At 62.9% G+C, this 21,970-nt stretch carries 15 protein-coding genes and 2 pseudogenes; 6 read left to right on the forward strand and 11 right to left on the reverse strand.

Features of this window, described 5'->3' with window-relative positions; translation table 11 throughout:
* Window positions 1-12 precede the first annotated feature (12 nt).
* Window positions 13-1,008, reverse strand: coding sequence for a glycosyltransferase family 2 protein (locus tag NLM32_RS32285; protein ID WP_254132764.1), 996 nt, complete (start codon window positions 1,006-1,008; stop codon window positions 13-15).
* A 153-nt stretch (window positions 1,009-1,161) separates the two neighbouring features.
* Window positions 1,162-3,513 carry an FG-GAP-like repeat-containing protein gene (locus tag NLM32_RS32290; RefSeq protein ID WP_254132765.1) on the reverse strand — a complete coding sequence of 784 codons (2,352 nt, stop codon included), beginning with the start codon at window positions 3,511-3,513 and terminating at the stop codon, window positions 1,162-1,164.
* Window positions 3,514-3,806: 293 nt separating this feature from the next.
* Between NLM32_RS32290 and NLM32_RS32295 the strand changes: the two genes are divergently transcribed.
* From NLM32_RS32295 to NLM32_RS46415, 3 genes and pseudogenes are all read left to right on the forward strand, one after another.
* Window positions 3,807-4,019, forward strand: coding sequence for a hypothetical protein (locus NLM32_RS32295; protein ID WP_309144867.1), 213 nt, complete (start codon window positions 3,807-3,809; stop codon window positions 4,017-4,019).
* A 127-nt stretch (window positions 4,020-4,146) separates the two neighbouring features.
* Entirely contained in the window at window positions 4,147-5,340 is a 1,194-nt protein-coding gene (locus NLM32_RS32300) for a CaiB/BaiF CoA-transferase family protein (RefSeq protein ID WP_254132767.1), read from the forward strand.
* Between the two features lie 507 nt (window positions 5,341-5,847).
* Window positions 5,848-6,462, forward strand: a pseudogene (locus NLM32_RS46415) (sugar nucleotide-binding protein).
* A 150-nt stretch (window positions 6,463-6,612) separates the two neighbouring features.
* Here the strand turns inward: NLM32_RS46415 and NLM32_RS32305 are convergent.
* Window positions 6,613-6,877, reverse strand: a pseudogene (locus tag NLM32_RS32305) (enoyl-CoA hydratase-related protein); the annotation flags it as partial.
* Window positions 6,878-7,109: 232 nt separating this feature from the next.
* On the opposite strand from NLM32_RS32305, the gene cysQ reads away from it, so the two are divergent.
* From cysQ to cysN, 3 genes are read left to right on the forward strand one after another with little or no spacing between them, the layout of a single operon-like run.
* On the forward strand, window positions 7,110-7,916 hold the full coding sequence (cysQ, locus tag NLM32_RS32310) for a 3'(2'),5'-bisphosphate nucleotidase CysQ (protein ID WP_254132768.1): 807 nt from the start codon (window positions 7,110-7,112) through the stop codon (window positions 7,914-7,916).
* A gap of 5 nt (window positions 7,917-7,921) precedes the next feature.
* On the forward strand, window positions 7,922-8,839 hold the full coding sequence (gene cysD, locus NLM32_RS32315) for a sulfate adenylyltransferase subunit CysD (RefSeq protein WP_256568586.1): 918 nt from the start codon (window positions 7,922-7,924) through the stop codon (window positions 8,837-8,839).
* Complete coding sequence (cysN, locus tag NLM32_RS32320; protein ID WP_254132770.1) at window positions 8,839-10,710, forward strand: sulfate adenylyltransferase subunit CysN; 1,872 nt, start codon at window positions 8,839-8,841, stop codon at window positions 10,708-10,710. The genes cysD and cysN overlap by 1 nt, the downstream gene beginning before the upstream one ends.
* A 30-nt stretch (window positions 10,711-10,740) precedes the next feature.
* On the opposite strand, the gene NLM32_RS32325 is transcribed toward cysN, so the two are convergent.
* The 8 genes from NLM32_RS32325 to NLM32_RS32355 form a co-directional block, all read right to left on the reverse strand.
* A complete protein-coding gene (locus tag NLM32_RS32325) occupies window positions 10,741-11,541 on the reverse strand; it encodes a YdcF family protein (RefSeq protein ID WP_254132771.1) in 801 nt (266 codons plus the stop codon).
* 84 nt (window positions 11,542-11,625) lie between these two features.
* Complete coding sequence (locus NLM32_RS32330) at window positions 11,626-12,963, reverse strand: FAD/NAD(P)-binding protein (protein ID WP_254132772.1); 1,338 nt, start codon at window positions 12,961-12,963, stop codon at window positions 11,626-11,628.
* A gap of 171 nt (window positions 12,964-13,134) precedes the next feature.
* Window positions 13,135-13,269 (reverse strand): hypothetical protein, encoded by a 135-nt coding sequence (locus NLM32_RS45935; protein WP_256568310.1) that lies wholly within the window; start codon window positions 13,267-13,269, stop codon window positions 13,135-13,137.
* Window positions 13,236-14,753 carry a tripartite tricarboxylate transporter permease gene (locus tag NLM32_RS32335; protein WP_254132773.1) on the reverse strand — a complete coding sequence of 506 codons (1,518 nt, stop codon included), beginning with the start codon at window positions 14,751-14,753 and terminating at the stop codon, window positions 13,236-13,238. Before NLM32_RS32335 ends, NLM32_RS45935 begins: the two co-directional genes overlap by 34 nt.
* Before the next feature lie 11 nt (window positions 14,754-14,764).
* Window positions 14,765-15,307, reverse strand: a complete 543-nt coding sequence (locus tag NLM32_RS32340; protein ID WP_254132774.1) for a tripartite tricarboxylate transporter TctB family protein — start codon at window positions 15,305-15,307, stop codon at window positions 14,765-14,767.
* Window positions 15,308-15,443: 136 nt separating this feature from the next.
* Window positions 15,444-16,406 (reverse strand): tripartite tricarboxylate transporter substrate binding protein, encoded by a 963-nt coding sequence (locus NLM32_RS32345; protein WP_254135472.1) that lies wholly within the window; start codon window positions 16,404-16,406, stop codon window positions 15,444-15,446.
* Window positions 16,407-16,654: 248 nt separating this feature from the next.
* A complete protein-coding gene (locus NLM32_RS32350; RefSeq protein WP_254132775.1) occupies window positions 16,655-20,572 on the reverse strand; it encodes a VCBS domain-containing protein in 3,918 nt (1,305 codons plus the stop codon).
* A 589-nt stretch (window positions 20,573-21,161) separates the two neighbouring features.
* Complete coding sequence (locus NLM32_RS32355) at window positions 21,162-21,959, reverse strand: enoyl-CoA hydratase/isomerase family protein (protein WP_254132776.1); 798 nt, start codon at window positions 21,957-21,959, stop codon at window positions 21,162-21,164.
* Window positions 21,960-21,970 lie beyond the last annotated feature (11 nt).

Genomic DNA, 21,970 nt, shown 5'->3' on the forward strand with positions numbered 1-21,970 from the left:
GATTCTCCGACACTAGGTTCGCGGCCCGCTGTCATGCCGGGCTTCCCGAGATGGAACATGAACGACATTGGAGAGGCTAACCGCTGCGTCACGGGCACGGTGGACCGATCGAACCACCGTGTAGGGCCGACGTTTGACTTCGGCGACCACGTTGGCGATGTAAATTCCCAGAATTCCAAGAATGAGTGTCGTCAACCCGCCGAAGAACCAGATCGAGACGATGATCGACGTGTAACCATCGACGCCAATGCCCGAAAGAAGATAGCGGCAGACATAATATCCGATCGCAAGCGTCGACAGCACGAAAATGCATAAGCCCAGATATAAAACCCCGTAGAGCAACTTCGTCGACGTGGTCGTCAGAAACTTGACCGCCATCGCGACGCGCATTCTGACCGAATAAGTCGTTGGCGACTCCGACAGCTTCTTGACCGGGAGCTGAACCTGCCGAAATCCCGTCATTTGCCACAAATGCGCGATCAAAAACTCCCGATCACGATGACGGATGAGCGCGCGGACGTAGTCGCGCGTCATTAGGCGGGCCACTACGACATTGCGCGGGATGCTATGATCACTGAGAATGTTTACGAGCGAGAAGAATAGCGTCCCCGTGGTACGCTCGAACCAGCCTCCACGCCGCGCTGTCTGCACCCCGAACACGACATCGCAATCTCCCTCCATGTGCCGCGCGTAGAAAGGCGCGAGGAGTTCGGGCTCCTCCTCGAGATCGCTGTCGATGAGAAAGATGAGATCGCCCGTTGCATGCGTGAGCCCCGTCATCAAGGCCTTGTGGTGGCCGAAATTACGGGACAGATCGACGACAACGACACGAGGGTCCGCTTTGTGGAGCGCTACGGCACGCGACAGGCTGTTGTCAGGCGAGCCGTCGTTGACCATCACGATTTCGATGTTCTGGGTGATGGGCTCTGCGGCGGCAACCGCGCGGCGATAGAACTCGTCAATCGTCGCCTCTGAACGGTAGAGGGTGGTCACGATGGACAGCTTCACGGGGAAAATCCCTCCAGATCATCAAACGTTCCGGGACTTGCCGCATTCTCCGGGCGCGCGCAAGGGCAATCTATGCAGGCGGCGGGGGGCCGGACAAGCGTCGATTCGCGCAGGTCTCGGCGGCCGTACGGGCGTGCAATCCGCCACGCCCGGCTAGGCCACGAGATGCCACCCGGCACTGTCGTTGACTGTCCCGATCTGCTGATTGACGGCGACCTGCGTCCCGTTCATCTCCCACACGACGAGGGCATGCGTGGTGGAGTTCTCAAACAAGAGATCGGTCTTGTGATCGCCGTTGAAATCGTTCGTGCTGACGAACGAGAAGCCCGATGCCATCGTTCCGATCTGCGGATTGGCGATGACCTGCGTGCCGTCCAGCTCCCAGATTGCGACGCCCCTGGTGGTGCTGTTGAGCAGCAAGAGGTCGGTCTTGCCGTCGCCGTTGAAGTCGCCGGTGCCGGCGAAGGCCCAGCCGGCCCCCGCATTGATCGTGCCGATCTGAGGATTCGCCATGACCTGGGTGCCGCTCATTTTCCAGATCGCAACGCCGTTTGTGGTGTTGTTGAGCAGCAAGAGGTCGGTCTTGCCGTCGCCGTTGAAATCGCCGGTTCCGGCGAAGCTCCAGCCCGCCGCCGCGTTGATCGTGCCAATCTGCGGGCTCGCAGTGACCTGGGTGCCGTTCATCTCCCATATCGCAACGCCATGCGTCGCGCTGTTCAACATCAGCAGATCGGTATTGCCATCACCGTTGAAATCGCCCGTACCGCCAAAACTCCAGCCCGCCGCTGCATTGATTGTGCCGACTTGTGGATTGGCGGTGACCTGGGTGCCGTTCATGGTCCAGATCGCGACACCGTTCGTCGTGCTATTGGTCAATAGCAAGTCGGTCTGGCCGTCGCCGTCGAAGTCGCCCGTCCCGGAATATTGCCAGCCGGCGGCGGCATTGATCGTTCCGATGGTCTGACTGGCCAGGATCTGGGTGCCATCCATCTCCCAGACGACGGCATCATGGGTGGTATCATTGACCATCAACAGATCGGATTTTCCGTCGTTGTTGAAATCGCCATGCGCGGCATAGTGAAAGCCGGAGGCCATCGTCCCGACCGGCGAATTCGCCGCGATGGTGACACCGTTCATCAGCCATTCCGTGACACCTTGCGTGCCGCCGTTGACAAAGAGCAGGTCCGTGTTGTGGTCGCCATTGAAGTCGAATCTAGTCGTGCTGGCCTGCTTTGCATCATTGGCGATGCTGCTGCTGGCGACGGTGTCGTCGCTGAACTGGAAATACTCCACCCCACTCACCGTGTCGGTCCCGTCCGGCGAGCCTGAGCGCTCATCGACGATCGTGTAGGTCTGCGTGGTCTCGTCGTAGGAAATGAGATAATTCACCTCGCTTCCGGAGTAGACGGCGGTGTCGATCCCCGTCCCGCCGATGATGATGTCGTTGCCGCCGCCGCCCGTGATGGTGTCGTTACCGCCGCCGCCTTTCAGCACGTTGGCGATGGTGTTGCCGATGATGATGTCGTCGCTGGAGCCTCCGGTGGCGTTATCGATGTAGGAGCGCGCGTCGCCATTGTAGAGATAGGCGTTGTAGACGTTGCCCGACGCGTAATGGCCTCTGCCGAGATAGGCCAGCTGCGTGCTGGAGAACACTGACGAGGCGCCGGGATTGAGATCGATGGTCAGGTTGGTCGTATAGTTCGACAGATCGTAAGTATCGACGCCATTGCCGTCCCAGACCGTGTCGTAGATGCGGTTCGCCGAGCCGCCGACGCCGCCACCCGGCGCGAGCTGTCCGACGCCGTTGATGAACTCCTGTCCCGTCGTCGGGCTCCAGGTGTAGACGGTGTTGCCGCTCTGGGTGTTGTAGTTCGCGCCATACAGCGTCTGCAGCGCGAGGATATCGTTGGCCATATAGGTCTGCGGATATCCGTAGTCCTCGTTGGTGTAGCCGGTCAGCGGCCCGCCGACATAGCTGCGATAGCTCATGACGGTGTATTCGCTGTCGTCATGCGCAGTAGGGACCGCGACATTGGCGACGCCGCCGGTCTCCTGGCTATGCTTGAGGCCGAAGGCATGCCCGAGCTCGTGCAGCGCCGTCGTGAAATAGTAGTTGCCGAGCTGTGCCTGCGTGTAGTCGTACTGCGTCCCGAACCAGACGTCGCCGCCGGCCGCATAGTTCCCGGGATAATAGGCGTAAGAGGTCGGAGGAAGCGACGACTGCGCGATCATGATGTCGGCGCCGTTGGTGCCTGCGTACTGGATGCTGGCGTTGGTGTAGCTCTGGATCAACGCGATCGCGTAGTTGATCGCCGCCTGCATCTGGCTCGGTGCGGAGGCGAAGCCGATCGCGGTCGGTTCGCCGCTGCCGCCAGCGTAAGGATTGACGTAGTCGCCAGGTGAGTCAGGAAAGCTATAGCTGATCGTGCCGGACCATTTGCTACCCGCCAGCAGGCCGTCGATTTCTGCGTTGTTGGTCGCACTAACGTTGACGGAGGTGGCCAAGGGTATCTCCGGAGCAGCAAGCCCCCGGTCGATTCGGGGCGCGGACGGTTGATTCTATCTTCAGAAACATACGTTTGGTTTAAATTTGGCGATGCGGCCAGACCTCTTCCATAATGCCGTGTGAGGCGCCAGATTCAGTACTTATACGGGCAACGACCACAATGCCGGTTCCAGCTGCCCCACCGCCATTATAAAGGGCAATCATGAAACTACGCCTGCTCTCGGCCGGCTTTTTCGGTGCCCTGGTGACATTCGCCGGGATGGATCACCTACCCCTCGGAGGAGTGCCTATCATGGTCGGAAAAGCCAATGCGGACGACGGCGGCAACGCGCTGCGCGCGCCCTCGGTTCCACCGGCCCGCGCCCCTTCGGCAGCCGTCGCCGAGGAATACGAGCTTGCCCGCCAGAAGGGGACCCCGGAGGCGTTCGAGCTGTTCATCGCGCGCCACGGTGACGCCCCCCTGGCCGAGAAGGCACGCGCCGAGCTGAAGCGCTTGGCGCGCTGATCTCACCAAGGGACCCAGGCAGCACGAGGCCAGCATTTTGGCAGACGGCATCGGCGCCGGGCCGGACTTGCCGCATGATGTTTCGGCACTATGGTAGGCCCGCAATCTGTTCCCGGAGCCGCCCAAAATGCCCTTTCCGCATGCCTCGGAAGCCCTGTCGCGCTTCACCGTGCTCGATCTGACCCGCGTCCGCTCCGGGCCCACCTGCGTGCGCCAGCTCGCGGACTGGGGGGCCACGGTGATCAAGATCGACGCGCTCACCGAGGATTCCGGCGGCGAGCAGCCGGGCGGACCGCGGCGGGGCTCCGACTTCCAGAATCTGCACCGCAACAAGCGGGCCATGACGCTGAACCTGAAGGACGAGCGCGGGCTCGCCGTCTTCAAGCGCCTTGCGGCCAAGGCCGACGTCGTCGTCGAGAATTTCCGGCCCGACGTGAAGAAGAAGCTCGGCATCGACTATGAGAGCCTGCGCGAGATCAACCCGCGCATCGTCTATGGCAGCATCTCCGGCTTCGGCCAGGACGGCCCCTATCACAAGCGGCCGGGCTTCGATCAGATCGCACAGGGCATGGGCGGGCTGATGTCGATCACCGGTGCGCCGGGCGAGGGCCCGATGCGGGTCGGCATTCCCGTTGCCGACCTCACCGCCGGTCTGTTCTGCGCCATGGGCATCCTCACCGCGCTGCTCGAGCGCGAGGTTTCGGGCAAAGGCCAGTGGGTCCAGACCTCGCTGCTCCAGGCCCAGATCTTCATGCTCGACTTCCAGGCCGCGCGCTGGCTGATGGAGAAGGAAGTCGCCAAGCAGGCCGGCAACAACCATCCGACCAGCATCCCGACCGGCGTGTTCAAGACCTCGGACGGCTACATCAACATCGCCACGACGGGCGGCCGTATCTGGGAGCGCTGCGCGCAGGCGATCGGCGCGCCGGAGCTCTACAGCCATCCCGATTATGCGACGGCCCCTGCCCGTTCCAAGAACCGCGATGCGCTCAACGCCGAGATCGAGAAGCGTACGGTGACGAAGTCGACCGAGACCTGGGTCTCCGAATTCAACGAAGCCGGCGTGCCCTGCGGGCCGATCTACGCCATCGACCAGATGTTCGAGGATGCGCAGGTCAGACATCTCGGCATCGCCCAGGACGTGCCGAACGACGAGGACCGCCACATCCGCCTGGTCGGTCAGCCCGTGACGCTGTCGCGCACACCGAGCAAGATGGTGGCGCGGCCGCCGGAATTCGGCGAACAGACCGACGAGGTGCTCGCCGAATTCGGTTTCGATGCCGACGAAATCGCGAAACTCAGGCAGGCCAAGGTGGTATAGGCATTCGCGCGGCTCAGCATTGCATCAAAACTGGCCGGCTCGAGCCGTCGGCAGGCGTTCAGCTTCATCTTGCCGTGCCTCCGGACTGTTGTGCGGCCCGCCGGATTGGCTCCAAGTCTCAAGAATGCGTCGACTTCGTCGTCCAGCGCGCGCTCTTCCAAGCGGGAGGCTCGTACGCTTCCTTCAGCGGCGTCCGATCGAGACGGGAATCAGCGCGTCGTGTCTTCTTGGTCGGTTAATCCCCGGTGGCGATTGCGACGACCTCGGATGCTTTTAGCGGGACGCCCCGGGGCGCAGCCTTACCGAACCGCCGGACGGACGGGAAATGACACATCAAGCTACCTCGGTCTGGGCCGGTCCACGCGAAATCCGGAATTTCTTGATAGACTGGTGAGTTAGATGCCATCCGCTGAGATGCTCAGCCACGTCAATCGTGAGTGGAAATGAAGAATGTAGTCGGAATTGCCGCCTGATCCACACACGGCTCGCCGCGTCCCGCACGTGCTGGTGCTCGGAGCAGCCGGCATGTTTGGGCACAAGCTTGTCCGGAGGCTGGCGGCGCAGGGCCTTCAGGTTTCCGGAACGATCCGTTCGTCTTCGATTCCCGACACGCCCGCAGCCTGACTGGCCCTGGCTGGCGCCTACCGAATTCAGCCGAATGTAGACGTTCTGCAGGACGCAGACCTCGAGGCCGCGATCGAGACGACGAGTCCCGATGTCGTCATCAATGCGGTCGGCGTCATCAAGCAGATCGATCTGGCGAAGGACGCCATTACTTCGATTGCCGCCAACGCGATGCCTCCGCACAGAGCCGCAGCACTCTGCCGCAAGCGCGGCGCTCGCCTGATACAATTCAGCACCGATCGTGTGTTCGCCGGTCGGAAAGGTCCGTTTTCGGAGAGCTCGCCTACCAATGCAGAGGATCTGTACGGACGCAGCAAGCTGCTGGGCGAAGTCTCTGGGCCCGGCTGCCTGACCATTCGATCGTCTACGTCGGCAGGGAACTGCGCAGACGCTCCAGCCTGGTCGAGCGCGACGAGAAGTTCTTCTGCGATCGCAGGCTCGATGGCAGCAATTTCGCCAAGCGAACCGGATTCCGTGCATCCGACTGGCAAACCATGATCCGGGACATGCATGACGATCCGACGCCCTACGATGGGCATTGATCGCATTGTGACGGCACCCTGATCCACGACAGGGCCAGCCCTACGTCGTCACTAGAGGTATAAATATACCTATTCCTATTCCCGCTTCTCCCCCGCCGGCAGTCTTTACGGACGAAATTGCGAGCATTGCGGCTTTGCCGCGGCGGATCGCGGTCGGTGACTTTTCGACTACCGCTGACCAGCCAAACGACTTTGGCGTCGAGCACCGCTGGCGGAACGACTTCGTTGAGCAGGCCCGCTGCTTGTGTGCGGCCTTCGCGTCAAGCGGCTCGCCGGTGAGCGCCCATTTCGTTGACATGCCGCGGCGGCGCGATGTTGTGCAGCAGGCTCAGCACGCGTCGGGAACACGCGACCTTGACCTTGGGCAGGCCACGGAGCCCGCTCGCGCGCTTGTCTTTCGGGCGGATTCCGAAAATACTCCTACACACCCGTAAGTGGTTCTGTCTGCGGCATACCCGCCGCCAACGGCCGGTCTGCTATATTTCCGAACAACGGATCTTGTGAGGGGGTTATGAAGGGGATCATCTTGGCTGGCAGCGCCCGCTCGCGCCTTTGTCCGGTCGCAACCGCCATGTCTGCGCAACGCACCGGTGAAACGCTCCAATGAGCGGCGCTGGAGTGTTGGGCGAGACGGATCGCATTGCGCGCCTGTTTGGCTTGATCGCCGTTCGAGCCGGCGAAGCCATCATGAGGGTCCGCGCGACGGCGAGCGATCCGCAATACAAGAGCGATGGCTCGCCGGTCACCGCCGCCGATCTTCAGGCCGACGAGGTCATTCGATCGTGCCTCGCACGCAACCTTGCGGACCTACCCGTCATTACGGAAGAAACCTGCGACGGCGCCGTGACGATACGGCAACCGCGCTTCATCCTCGTCGACCCCCTCGACGGCACCAAGGAATACATCCAGGGAGCCGCCGAATTCACGGTCAATATCGCCCTGATCGAAGACGGGTCGCCGGTCGCGGGCGCGGTCTATGCGCCGGCCCTGTCCCAGCTCTATCTCGGCGGATCAAACGCCTACAAGCTGCATGTCGAACCCAGCTCGTGTGGTCCCTCGTTCAGCGACATGCAGACCATTGAGGTGCAGGTCCCCTCTCCCGAAGGCTTGCGGGCCGTCACGAGCCGGTCGCACCTCGACGAGGCCACCCAGGCATGGATCAGCCGGCGCCGGATCCGGGAACTGAAGCCCTCCGGATCGTCGCTCAAATTCTGCGCAATCGCAGAAGGTGCGGCGGACGTCTATCCGCGTCTGGCTCCGACGATGGAGTGGGATACGGCCGCGGGGCATGCGGTGCTGCTGGCGGCCGGCGGACGCGTTGTCGGCCTGGATGGAGATGACGTTCGCTACGGCAAGCCGGCCTACCGCAACGGTCACTTCGTTGCCTGGGGCGGACACATCGGCGAATAGCGCAACTGGATCAAAAGAGAAATATGTTGCCCCGACATCTCCGCCGCCTCGAGGCTGAATCGATCGAGATCATGCGCGACGTGGTCGCCGAATTCAAAAAGCCGGTCATGCTCTATTCGATCGGCAAGGATTCGAGCGTGATGCTCCATGTGGCGATGAAGGCGTTTCATCCCGCCAGGCTCCCCTTCCCGCTGCTCCATGTCGACACAACGCGGAAGTTCCGGGAGATGATCGCTTTCCGCGACGAGACGGCCAGGCGCATCGGCGCCGATCTGATCGTCCATGTGAACAAGGAAGGCGTCGAGCGCGGCATCAGCCCGATCGCCTCCGGCTCCTCTTTGCACACCCAGGTCATGAAGACCGACGCACTGAAGCAGGTGCTGGATCTCTACCAGTTCGATGCGGCCTTCGGCGGCGCAAGGCGCGACGAGGAGAAGAGCCGGGCCAAGGAGCGCATCTTCTCGTTCCGCTCCGCCGGCCATGTCTGGGATCCGCGCAACCAGCGACCGGAGCTATGGAACCTGTTCAATACCCGCATCCGGCAAGGTGAGACGATGCGCGTATTCGCGATGTCGAACTGGACCGAGCTCGACGTCTGGGAATACATCATGCTCGAGAACATCCCTGTCGTGCCGCTGTATTTCGCCAAGACGCGCCCCGTCGTGCGGCGCGGCGGCACGCTCATCATGGTGGACGACGACCGCCTCCCGCTGGAGCCGAACGAGACGGCTGAAATGCGGATGATCCGCTTCCGTACATTGGGATGCTATCCCCTCAGCGGCGCGATCGATTCCACCGCGGCGACGATCAGGGACATCGTCGCGGAGATGCAGACGGCAACGGCCTCCGAACGGCAGGGCCGACTTATCGACTCTGATGAGGCCGCCTCGATGGAAAAGAAGAAGCGCGAGGGCTATTTCTGATGGACGCCTCCGTTCTTCGCGAGCCGCATTCGACCGGGACCAAGGACCAGCTCCGCTTCATCACCTGCGGCTCGGTCGACGACGGCAAGTCGACCCTGATCGGGCGGCTGCTGCACGACAGCAAGCTGATCTTCGAGGATCAACTGGCCGCACTCGCGCGCGACAGCGCCAAGCATGGCACCACCGGCGACGACATCGATTTCGCACTCCTGGTCGACGGCCTCGAGGCCGAGCGGCAGCAGGGCATCACCATCGATGTCGCCTACCGCTTCTTCACGACCCAGCGGCGCTCCTTCATGGTTGCGGACACGCCGGGCCACGAGCAGTACACGCGCAACATGGCCACCGGTGCCTCGACCGCGCAGCTTGCCATCATCCTGATCGATGCCCGCAAGGGTGTCCTGGTGCAGACCAGGCGCCATTCCTTCATCTGCTCGCTGCTCGGCATCAAGCACGTCGTCGTCGCCGTCAACAAGATTGATCTGGTCGACTACAAGAAGGACGTGTTCGACCGCATCGCCGGCGACTACGTCGCCTTCGCCGCCGGCCTTGGCTTCTCCTCGATCGTTTCTGTCCCGATGTCGGCGCGCTACGGCGACAACGTCATCGAGCGCTCGGGCAATACCGAGTGGTATCACGGCCCTTGCCTGCTCGATCATCTCGAAGACATCGACGTCGCAAGCGAGACGACCGGACTGCCATTCCGTTTTCCCGTGCAGTGGGTCAACCGCCCCAATCTCGATTTCCGCGGCTTCACCGGAACGGTGGCATCAGGCAGCATCTCGCCCGGCGACGAGATCGTGGTGTCGGCGTCCGGCCATGCGAGCCGCATCAAGGAGATCATGACCTACGACGGCGAACTATCGAAAGCCGAGGCCGGCGATGCCGTGACGATAACGCTCGAGGACGAGATCGACATCGTCCGCGGCGGCGTTCTGGCAAAGCCGACCGAACGTCCCGAGGTTGCAGACCAGTTCGCCGCCCATCTGATCTGGATGGATCAGGACCCGCTCGTACCCGCGCGCAACTATGTCGTCAGGATCGGCACCCAGACGATCACGTCGACGAGCATCACCGCGATCAAATATCGCATCGACGTCAACACTCGCGAGCACCTTGCGGCGACCACGCTCGGCCTGAACGAGATCGCGTTCTGCAATTTCGCCACGGCGCTGCCGGTTGCCTTCGACCCCTATGAGGCCAACCGCCGGACCGGCGCCTTTATCGTCATCGACCGCTACACCAACCGGACCGTGGGCGCCGGCATGATCGCATTTCCGTTGCGGCGTGCCAGCAACATCGCCTGGCAGCCGCTCTCGATCGGCAAGGCCGAACGTTCCGCGCTCAAGAACCAGAAGCCGCGGATCATCTGGTTCACCGGCTTGTCCGGTGCAGGTAAATCGACGATCGCCAATATTCTCGATCAGAAACTGTTTGCGACCGGCAACCACACCATGCTGCTCGACGGCGACAATCTCCGCCACGGGCTCAACAGGGACCTCGGTTTCACCGAAGCCGATCGGGTCGAGAATATCCGGCGCGTGGGCGAGGTCGCCAAGCTCATGGTCGACAGCGGCCTGATCGTGATCTGCTCGTTCATCTCCCCCTACAAGGCCGAGCGTGACATGGTCCGCGGCCTCGTGGCCGAGGGAGATTTCATCGAGGTGTTCGTCAACACGCCCATCGAAGAGTGCATGCGGCGCGACCCCAAGGGGCTCTATTCCAAGGCGAGGGAAGGCAAGATCAAGAACTTCACCGGCATCGACGCGCCTTATGAAGCGCCCGAACGCCCGGAAATCCGGCTGGAGACGGTCGGTCACCGCCCGGACGAGCTCGCCGATCAGATCGTCGAGTTCCTCAGGCGCCTTTGAGCCGCGTTGGGTTGACCTTGGGCTGAGGTCTCAGCCCTGCGGCCCCGGAAGCAATTCGTCGATGCGGCCGGTGTCCCGATAGGTGATCAGGCCGAGCCACGCGCGGACCACGATGTTGGTGCGCGACAGACCGTCCTGTGCAACGTCCGTGAACGAGAGTGCGTCCCATCCCCTGCCGACACGCCAATCGACCGGACAAGGCTCGACCGAAAATCCCACTTTCCGAAACAGACCGATCGACCTCGGCATGTGAAAGGCCGACGTCACGAGCAGCCAGCGCTCACCGGGTTTCGGATCAACCAGGGCTTTGGTGAACAGCGCGTTCTCGTAGGTGTTGCGGGCGCGGCTTTCGAGGATCAGCCGGCTCTTGTCGATCCCCAGGCTTTCGAACAGCCCGGCTGCGAAGTCGGCCTCCTTCGCCTCGCCGGAGATCAGGTTGGCGTTGCCGCCCGTATAGACCACGCGTGCGTTGGGATATTTCCGAGCCAGCGCAGCGGTGACGATGATCCGGTCGGACGCCGCCGTTACAACCGGCGTTCCGTGGGCCGCGGACAGATCGACGTCGATCGACGCACCGAGGACGATGATGCCATCCGGTGCGGCCTGGGACGGGCTCCAGGCCGGGAAGCGGGACTCCAGCGGATAGAGCAGCAGGTTTCCGACCGGTGCGAACCCGCATACCGCGAGCATCAATGCAGCCAGGACCAGAAGCGTGCGACCGAGCCTGAGAAATCGCGTCATGAGCAGGAGCGAGCCGAGTACGCCGAGGGCGATCAGGAAATTCAGCGGCAGCGCCATGATGCCCAGCGTCTTGGACAGAACGAAGAACACGATTTTCCTCCGGCCATAAAGATGGCCGTCATATCATCGATTGACGGAGGAAGCAGGCCTCGCCCCCAACCCACCAAACGAGGTTCAGGCGCGAGCCAGGCGCGCGGCCAGTTCGGCGCATTGATTGCGGATGTCGGGAATCGCGATGATTTCCCAGAAGGCGGCACGCGTCAGGGGCCCAACGGCGAAAAGCCGTTGGGACGGAGATCCGCTCCCGTCAATGATCGCGCAATTCGCGCTGACATCGATCCCGATACCCAGTGGATCGATCCGTGCCCGTCCCTCCTGCAAGAGGCTGCGCACCACGGGATTTGCGGTCGCGCGTGGATCCTTCACCACGCCCGTGCAGTCCACGACGGCTCCGACCTGCATCGTGTGGATGTCGCTGCCGCCGCGGGGGCGATATCGAACCGATACTCCGCCTTCGCCCGGCGTCACGGCGACAACTTTCGCTGCCATGACCCTCAGCTTCTGCTCAGCCAGAGCGCGTGCAATCCGCGCCTCCACCTCGGGCGCCATGCGATGACGGTGAACGTCCCACCACGCGCGCGCATGCTCGAGAAAGCGTCGCCGCGACGGCATCGAAAGCTCACGCCAGATTCGCTGGGTATAGGGGCGAATTGCGTCGACGACGCTGCGCCAGTCGCCGCCATCGGCCATGTGCGCTTCGACCATGCGCCGGAACCATCGGAACAGCTCTCCGCTCCCGTGTCCGAAGGGAACATCGGCCTCTTCGATGCGCATCGGCGGGACGCGCCGATGGGCCGTCGCTAGCAGACCGCGTCGCGACATCGCGACGATCTCTCCTCGATGGCCATCCCGCAGCAGCGACAAGACGTAGTCGACCATGGTCAATCCGGTTCCGAGAATGAGAACCGCACCGTCCTTGTCCATTCCGACCGGCGGCGCCCAGGGATTGGCGTAAGCGCCCGGCTTTGGCTCCGCCGTATCGTGGCCGGTCGCGAGGACTGCGATTTCGCCGGCCAGGCGCTGACCGCCGGCCAGAGTCACCTCCACGCTCGCGGCATTTTCCCGAACCTCGACACAGGTGTCCTGGACGATCGTCAGTCTGTGCGAATTGCTCGCGATGATCGGCTCGATCAGGCTTGCGATATAGGTTCCATAGACCCGCCTGGGAACGAAGCAGTAGGGATCGGGACAGATGGCGATATCTTGCGACGCAACCCATCGCCAGAAATGGTCAGGCTGATCCGGCAGCGCACTCATATTGGCTGCCCGAACATTGAGCAGGTGGTCGGGATTCCCGGTGTGGTAGGCCAGACCTCGCCCGATTTCGGCGCGTGTTTCGATCAGCGTCACTCGGAAATTCGAAGCCGGTTGATGCAGAAGCTGGTGCGCGAGGAGGACACCGCTTGCCCCGCCGCCTATGACAATTGCGTGTCGACCAGCGGACTGAGACATAGACTTGCAAACCATCGTTGGTGCGCGTTACGAGCCTCGTCATATACCATGGGATGTTTTGCAACCGATCGCAACCCGGCACCGATAGCCGATGCGGTCGTCCGATCAACGACAAAGCCCGGCGCGAGCTGGGCTTTGTAGACGCGAACTCGTTTCTCTCAGTACTTTCTCTTAGTACTTGGCAACCACCGGGCCGCCGAGCTTGTAGTTCACGCCGACCCGCAGGATGTTGTCGGTGATGCGCGAACTGTAGTGGAATTCGTCGTGCAGTCCTAGCGCGATGTCGTCCTGGTCCGTTGCGTCCATCCGACGCGGCCAAGCAACGCGTCGATCGCCGGCCAGAACAGCAGCACGATGGCCAGCGTCGTGATCGAGCCGACCAGTCCGTTCGACCAGAACACCTTCAGGTCGCCGCCTGAGCCGATCATCGAGAGGCGGAAGGCGTCCTCGGCGCGGTTGCCGAGCACGAGTGCCAGCGTGAACGGCGCCAGCGGAATGCCGATCTTCTTGAAGACGTAGCCGACGACACCGAAGCCGAGCATCAGCCAGATGTCGAACATCGCATTCTGGATCGCATAGGCACCGATCGCGCAGGACACCACGATCATCGGCGCGACGGCCGCGAACGGCACGCGCAGGATCGAGGCGAAGATCGGCACCGTGGTCAGAACCAGCACGAGGCCGACGACGTTGCCGAGATACATCGAGGCGATCAGGCCCCAGACGAAATCCTTGTGCTCGACGAACAGCAGCGGTCCGGGATTGAGCCCCCACACCATCAACCCGCCGAGCAGGATCGCAGCCGTGCCGGAGCCGGGAATGCCGAGCGCCAGCATCGGCAGCAGCGCCGAGGTGCCGGAGGCATGCGCGGCCGTCTCCGGCGCGAACACGCCCTCGATGCGGCCCTTGCCGAAACTTTCGGGATCCTTGGCGAAACGCTTGGCGAGATTGTAGCCCATGAAGGACGCCGCGATCGCGCCACCCGGGGTGATGCCGAGCCAGCAGCCGATGAAGGAGGAGCGCAGCAGCGTCACCCAGTATTTCGGCAGGTCCTTCCACACGCTGAGCACCACGCGCAGCGAGATGCTCGCCGCATGCCCACGCAGCGCCAGCCGCTCCTCCATCGTCAGCAGGATCTCGCTGATGCCGAACAGGCCGATGACGGCGACGAGGAAGTTGATGCCGCGCAGGAGCTCGGACGAGCCGAAGGTCATGCGCAGCTGGCCCGACACTGTGTCCATGCCGACGCCGGCGAGCAGAAGCCCGAGCGACATCGAGATGACCGTCTTGTGCTTGGCCTCGCGGCCGAGGCCGACGAAGGAGCAGAAGGTCAAGAGATACACCGCGAAGAACTCGGGCGGACCGAACTTCAGGGCGAAGGACGAGATCATCGGCGCGAGGAACGTGATGAGCAGCACCGCGACCAGCGAACCGATGAAGGACGACGTGAACGCCGCGGTCAGCGCCTCGGCCGCCCTGCCCTGCTGCGCCATCGGATAGCCGTCGAAGGTGGTCGCGACCGACCAGGCTTCGCCGGGGATGTTGAACAGGATCGAGGTGATCGCGCCGCCGAACAGCGCGCCCCAATAGATGCAGGACAGCATCACGATCGCCGAAGTCGGATCCATCGTGAAGGTGAGCGGCAGCAGGATCGCGACCCCGTTGGGGCCGCCGAGGCCGGGCAGCACGCCGACGAAGATGCCGAGCACGAGCCCGACCATCATCAGCACGAGCGTCTTCCACGTCAGCAGGACGGCGAAGCCGTGAAGCAGGAGACCGAAAGCTTCCATCGCGGGTCCGCCTAGTAGCCAAAGGCCGCTTCGAGCGGCCCCTTCGGCATGATGACGTCGAAGGCGATGTCGAAGGTGACGAACATGATCGCCGTGAACAGAAAGGCCGTGAGCAGCGACTTCCACAGCGCGATCTTGCCGATCGCCCGCATGAAGCCCGCGATCAGCAGGAAGCTCGCGACGTAGAGGCCGAGGAACTGCGTCACCACGCAGAACAGCAGCGTCGGCACGAACACCGCCATCACCCGGCGCGCCTGCGCACGCGTGACGAAGGTCTCGGCGGCCCCGCGGCGCGCGACCAGCGCGGAGATCAGGCCGTAGAGGCTGCCGCCGCCGAGGATGAGCGAGAGATAGAACGGGAAATAGCCGGGCTCGGGCCCGGTCGAGTCCCAGGAAGCACCGGTGCGCCAATTGTCGTAGCCGAGGGTCGCGGCCAGCGCGAGCAGCAGCAGGCAGACGATGATTTCGACCGTGCCTGAGCTCGTGACGGAGGGGGAATTCTCTTCAGGCGCGGTCGGATCGTCGACGACGATTTCAAGATCGGTTTGGGACATGCTCTGCCAGATTAAATTACGCTGTCATCATCCGCGAAAGCGGATGATCCAGTACGTCGTGCAGAAGCCGTCTTTCGTCGAACTCTGTGCAAGACTGGATGCCCCGCCTTCGCGGGGCATGACGTGGAGGATGTGTTCACTTCGCGACGAAACCTGCTTCCGTCATCAGCGCCTTGTTCTGCGCATCGTCCTCCTCGAGAAATTGCACCATGTCCTTGCCGGTGAGGAAGATCGGCTTCAAGGCCTGCTTTTCCATGTAGTCCTTGTACTCCGCGGTCTGCGTCACCTTGTGGAACAGCTCGACATAGAACGCCTGCTGCTCCGGCGTGACCTTGCCGGGCAGGAACATCGCGCGCAGCATCAGATACTGGACGTCGACGCCCTCCTCCTTGCAGGTCGGGATGTCGGCCCAGGACTGCGTGTCGGTCACCTTGCTGGTGTAGGAGATGCGCTCCTTGTCGAACACGCAGAGCGGCCGCACCTGGCCGGCCCGCCAGACCTCGAGATTTTCGCTCGGGTTGTTGACGTTAGATTCGGTGTGGTTGCCGACCAGCTGGGTCGCGGCCTCGCCGCCGGACTTGTAGGGCAGATAGGAGAATTTCGCGCCGGTCTTCTGCTCCAGGAACACGGTCAACACGTGATCCTCGCGCTTGGAGCCGGTGCCGCCCATCTTGAACGGGGCGCTCGCCGCCTTCGCGGCCGCGACGAACTCCTTCACCGTCTTCGGTCCCGCGCTGTTGTCCCACAGCACGAACTGGTCGAGCGCGATCACCGAGACCGGGGTGAGCTCGCGCCAGTTGAACGGGATCTTGGCCGACAGCGGCAGCATGTAGATCAGCGAATAGGCGATCAGCACCTTATTCGGATCGCCCTCGCTGGACTTCATGTACATCAGCGCTTCCGCGCCGGACGCGCCGCCCTTGAGCGAGACCACAATGGGCTGCTTCATCAGATTGTTCTTCTGGATCGCGGCCTGCATCATCCGCGCCATCTGATCGGAGGCGCCGCCCGCGCCCGCCGCCACCACGATCTCGACGGGCTTGGTCGGTTCCCAGCCGGCGGTCGCCGGTGCGACCCAAAGCGCAGCCGCCAGGGTCATTGCGGCCTTCAGTCCATGTCCCACGCGCGTCTTCCTCAATTCTTGTCTATGTTCTTGTTCGGATTGGCAATTCGTGAAAGCCAAAGACCAGCTGCATTGTGCGGGCGAACGCCGGCCAGTTCAAGCCGCCCGGCGTCGCACCGCTTATGACTTTGGAATGAGACCGATTGCAAGCGCCGCCGGCCCGCAAAAAAGCGCGGACCCCTTGCGGAGCCCGCGCCCGGTTCGCAAGGCCGGTGCGGCGACGGCTACACGATCAGGATATCATGCGGATTGATCACCGCCGCGGCCTGGACCGCGACGATCGCATGCGCCGAGCCTTGCGTCCCGTCCGCGCTGAAATAGAGCGTCTGGTTAGCCGTATCGAAGTGGAATTCGGCCGCACCGGTGAACGTATCGTCGGCCGAGCTTTCGAATATCGACGTCACGTCCATGCCAGCCGTCAGGCCGCCGCCGAAGCCGCTCGCCGAGATCGCGATGCGATCGTGCTCGGTGGTGGTGTTGAAGTCGGTGATCTGGCCGGGCGCGGTCGGCGGCTGGAGGAAGGCGAAAGTATCGTTGCCGCTGCCGCCGGTCATGACATGACCGGCCGGCGTTCCGATCAGGACGTCGTTGCCTGCGCCACCATTCAGAGCCTCGGTCCCGTTGGTGGCGATGAGGATGTCATCGCCGCCGGTCCCGTTCAGCACTGACGCGCCGGCAGCGTTGTTGATGATGGTCGCGGTTGCAGTGTTGGCCGATGTCGTCATCCCGTCCGAAGCCGTGTAGTCGAACGAACCGCCGGGCGTAGCATCGTCGGTGAAAGACGCCTGACCCAAGGTTGCGCTTGCGCTGCCGCCCGAGCTCGCGGTGATCGCGCCGAGCGCGAGGTGGTCCGTCGTATCGGGGTCGGTGTCGTTCAGAGCCAGCGCCCAACCGGGGATCGCGACGGAGCCGCCGGCACCGACATCCGTGACCACGGTTTCGCCGACCGCGGTCGGCGCGTCATTGGTGCCGTCGAGGGTCACCGTGACATCCTGCGTGGTCGTACCGCCATGACCATCGTCGATCGTGACGAAATAGTCCTGGGTCAGCGTCTGGCCCTGTGCCAGGAACTGGATGTCGGCGTTGTTCACCGTGAAGTGCCAGCCGACCGATCCCGTTCCTCCGGACTCGCTGAGCGGATCGAGCGAGAACGTGCCGAGATAGCCACCGCCCGCGGGCGCAAAACTCGCGGTGTGGGTGTCGCCGATCTCGGCATCGGAGAACGAGATCGAGCCTGCGGTAGCTTCGGTTGCCGGACCCGTCGCAGGGCTGACATTGACGGAATCCAGGATCATTCCGTCGCCATCGTCGGCATAGGTGAATTGCAGCGTCGATGTCGACAGCGTGGGGTCACCGGTGACCTCGAAGGCATAGTGATGGATTCCTGGCGCGACGTCGCTCACTGACATGAGACTGACGCCGTCCCAGGTCAACGAGAACGGGGTACTGAAGCCTTCGGGATCGCCGATGAGATCGAAACTGAGGAAATAGTGCTGTCCCGGCGTGGTCGCGACGTTTTGGGACAATGTCTCCTCGCTGCCGGTCGGTGCGAGTTGTACCGAGTAATGGCCGAAGCTGCCGCCGACCTCGAGCTGTGCGACATGGATGTGCGAACCGCTGGTGGACCAGCCCGACAGGTCGCCGGTCTCGAAATCGCCGTTGACGATTGCCGCGGGGCCAGCGTCTTCAGTGACCGACCCGCTCACATTGGCGGCCATGACGATCGGGAAATCGTCGGCGCCTTCAATGTTGAAGGTCAGCGTCGTCGTCGCCTGATGGCCCTGGCCATCATCGACCGTGAAGTTGAACTGGTCGCTGACATGGTCGCCGGCCTGGAGCGGATCGACCGAGGCATTCGCGTAGTAGGCGTAGCTGCCGTCCGCGTTGAGTTGCAGAGAGCCATAGGTGCCGGCGACCAGCGCGCCGACATTGGCCGCGCTGCCGTTCACCTCCGAGATGTTGCGCGGCGTCGACAGGTCGACCGGATGGCTCGCATCGGCGATGGCACCGCTGGCAAGCAGGGCGCCGGTATCGGCAACTGACGTGTCGGACGTATCCACGCTCACCGGACTCACCAGCAGCGGATCAGACGCGCCGTCAATCGTCACCGTCACCGTCTGTGTCGAGCTTGTCGTCGCGTCGGCGACGATGACGTCATACTGCACGGTGAGGGTTTCGCCGAGACTCAGGAAGTCGAGCTCGGAATCCTTGATAGCGAAGCTCCAGTCGACGCTGCCCGTGCCCGCTCCGGTCGAATCATGCAGTGCCGTGGCGAGCGCATTCTGGAGGTCCGCGAGCGTATCCGGCGGCACGAAGCTGGGATTGGCCGACCACACCGCCGAATCCAGCGCGACGCTGACGGAATGGGCGTCCGACAGATCGACATCATTGAAGCTCAGCGTTCCCGTCGGCACCGGGCTCGTGGTGTCGATGGCACTCGATCCGGTCACGCCGGGCTGCTCGGACAGCGACGCCGATTGCGGCGCGCTGGTGATGACGGGCGCATCATTGGCGCCGGTGATGACGACGGAGACGGTCTGGGTCGAGCTGGTCGAGCCGTCCGCGACCTTGATGTCGTAATTCACCGTCAGCGTCTCGTTGGCCGCGAGATAATCGAGATCCTTGTCGGGAAGCGCAAAATTCCAGTCGATGCTGCCCGTGCCCGTGCCTGTGGAATCGTGCAGCACCGTCGTCAGCGCCGACGCAAGATCGGCCTGCGTCGCGGCCGGCGGCGTCGCGCCGGAGGTCGAATCCAGCGTCACGGCCACCGTGTGCGTGTCGCTGGTGTCCTGGTCGGTGAAGGCGAGCGTGCCGGCCGGCGTGGTCGGCGTCGTGTCGGGCACGGACGAACCCGTGGTGGCGTCCTGCTCGGCCACGGTGGAGGATTCTGGAGCGCTGGTGATGACGACGGGATGATTGACCCCGAGGATGGTGATGGCGACATCCTGCGTGGCGGTGCCGCCGTGACCGTCGTCGACCGTGACGTGATAAACGAGCTTGAGCGTCTCGCCATTGCCAAGGAAGTTGGCCTCGGAATTGGGAAACGCGAAATTCCAGTCGATATCGCCGATCACATGCCCGGTCGAATCGTGCAGCGAGGTGCCGAACGCGGCCAGCAATTGCGCATTGGTCAGCGGGATCGCGCCGCCGCCCGAACGGGTCGCCGTCACCGTCGTCGACACAGTATGCGCGTCGGCGAGATCGATGTCGGTGAAGAGCAGGCTGTCATGCGCGGTCAGATTGCCGGTCGGATCGACATGATGATCCTCGACGAGGGCGGCCGATTCCGGGCACGACAGGAACGCCGGCTTGTCGTTGGTGCCGATCACGGTGACCGTGACCGTCTGCGTCGAGAGTCCACCGGCGTGATCGTCGAGCTGCACGGTGTAGGTGATGTCGAGATGCTGGCCGGCCGCAAGATAGTCGAAGGCGAGATCGGGCGCCGAAAAAGTGGTGTTGATGGTGCCGGCGCTCGAGCCGGAATTCTTGATGACGTTGTCGACATGATAGAATGCCATCAATTCGGCGTCGCCGAGCGCGCCCGGCAACAGGCCCGCGGTGGCGCCGGATGCGGACACACCGATCACGGTCGCGGTGTGGCCGGTGTTGGTGAGATCGTCGTCGGTGAAGTTGAGCGCGACGTGGACCGTGTCGGGCGACAACGACAGCGTCTGGTTGGCCTGCTCGCTGACCGTCGCCGTCGTCGTCATGTTGATGACGGGCTTGTCGTCGGTGCCGGTGACGGTGACCTTGACGGTCTGGATCGCGGTACCGCCGTGATTGTCGGAAACCGTGATGTCGTAGGTCAGAACCAGCGTCTGGTTCTTCGCAAGGAAATCGAAATCCTCATCCGCGTCGCTGAAATTCCATTTGAGTTGGCCCGAGCCGTTGGAATCGCTGAGAATCTGCGAATGCATCGCAGTCTGGAAATGCGCCAGGGAGGCCGCCGGAATGATCGTTCCGCTGGACAGCACCGCCGACTGCAGCGTCGCCGACGTGGTGTGGATGTCGGTCTTGTCGCTGTCCTTGAAACTCATCGTGCCTGACAGCGTGTGCAACGTCGTGGAATCGGTGGTGTCGGCGAATTCGGTGAAGCTGCCCGTTGCGGATGAGGACGTGAAAACCGGCGTATGATTGGTCATGGAAAAATCCCTGCCTGCGTTTGTCATCAAGGCGCCGCCGCACGAGGGCACGGCGACGCAACTAATCGCGTCCGGGAGATCGGACGTGACTCAACGTTCGGGAATCAAAGGCCTTGGCTTAAGGGTCTTGGCTTAGGAATTTGGCTTAGGAGCTTGGCGTGTTCGCGATGCCGTGCCTGGCTTCGGGATGTCAGCAACAATGAATTTTGGCGCGGCTTGCGTCGTCGAAAGCTAGTTCACTACGTCTACAGTTCAATTTCAGTTCAATGACGTCGGGTTGCAGCAAGGTCGGCCGGAACGCTTCACGCAATTCACGTCACTCAATTTGACTGGACTTGAAATCACTTGCTGGCTGGCCTGTCAAAAATGCGAGACGGCCCCGATGCAACCTCTGCGATATTATGCTCGGCCGCATCGCGGCGTCAACGTGAACGCGCAAGAGCGCACGCTTGCAATTGCGATTCCGGGCAACGGAACCGCTTGACTCATTTGTGACATCGGGAGTTGTGCTGAACGACTGACGATTGACGCCAGAGATCGCCTTGGTTTTTCGTGCCAGTGCAATGGCGCGAAAAGCAAAGTGCCGGCGCTACTTGCCCTTCCAGTTGGGCGTGCGCTTGTTGAGGAAAGCGTCCATGCCCTCGCGGAAATCCTCGCTCATATAGGCCTTGAGGATCAGGTCCTCGCCCTGCTCGCGCGACAGCGTGGGGCGAATGCGGCGGACCGCTTCCTTGGTCGTTTCGAGCGTCAGCGGAGCGTGGCTTGCGACGAGCTTTGCCGTCTCGTCAGCGCGGCGCTGCAGGGTCTCGACATCAGGCACGATTTCGGTGAGCAGGCCGAGCGACAGCGCTTCCTGCGCCTCGACCAGCCGCGCCCTGAAGATCAGATCCTTGGTGCGGGCGGGACCCACCAGCGAAACGACGCGGCTGATGTTGGACATCGACAGGCAATTGCCGAGCGTGCGCGCGATCGGGAATCCCATGCGCGTCGTCTCGGTGCCGATGCGCAGATCGCAGCAGGCGGCGATGCCGGCGCCGCCGCCGGTGCAGGCGCCGGCGATGGCCGCGATCACGGGGACCCGGCACTGTTCGAGCGTGCCGAGCACGCGATCGATCCGCGCTTCGTAGTCGAGCGCATCCTGTGCCGTCTTGAACGCGCGGAATTGCGAGATGTCGGTGCCGGAGGCAAACGCCTTGTCGCCGGCGCCGGTGAGGATCAGCGCCTTGATCGAACGGTCGGCGTTGATCTCCAGGCAGATCTCCGCCATGCGGTCATACATGGCGAAGGTCATGGCGTTACGCGCCTGCGGGCGGTTGAAGGTGATCCGCGCGATGCCGTCCGTGACGGAGTAGAGCAGGTCTTCGTTGGTCGTCGTCGGTGCGTTCATCGCGCTATCAC

The organism is Bradyrhizobium sp. CCGUVB14 (assembly GCF_024199935.1).
In the GTDB taxonomy this organism is placed as follows: Bacteria; Pseudomonadota; Alphaproteobacteria; order Rhizobiales; family Xanthobacteraceae; genus Bradyrhizobium.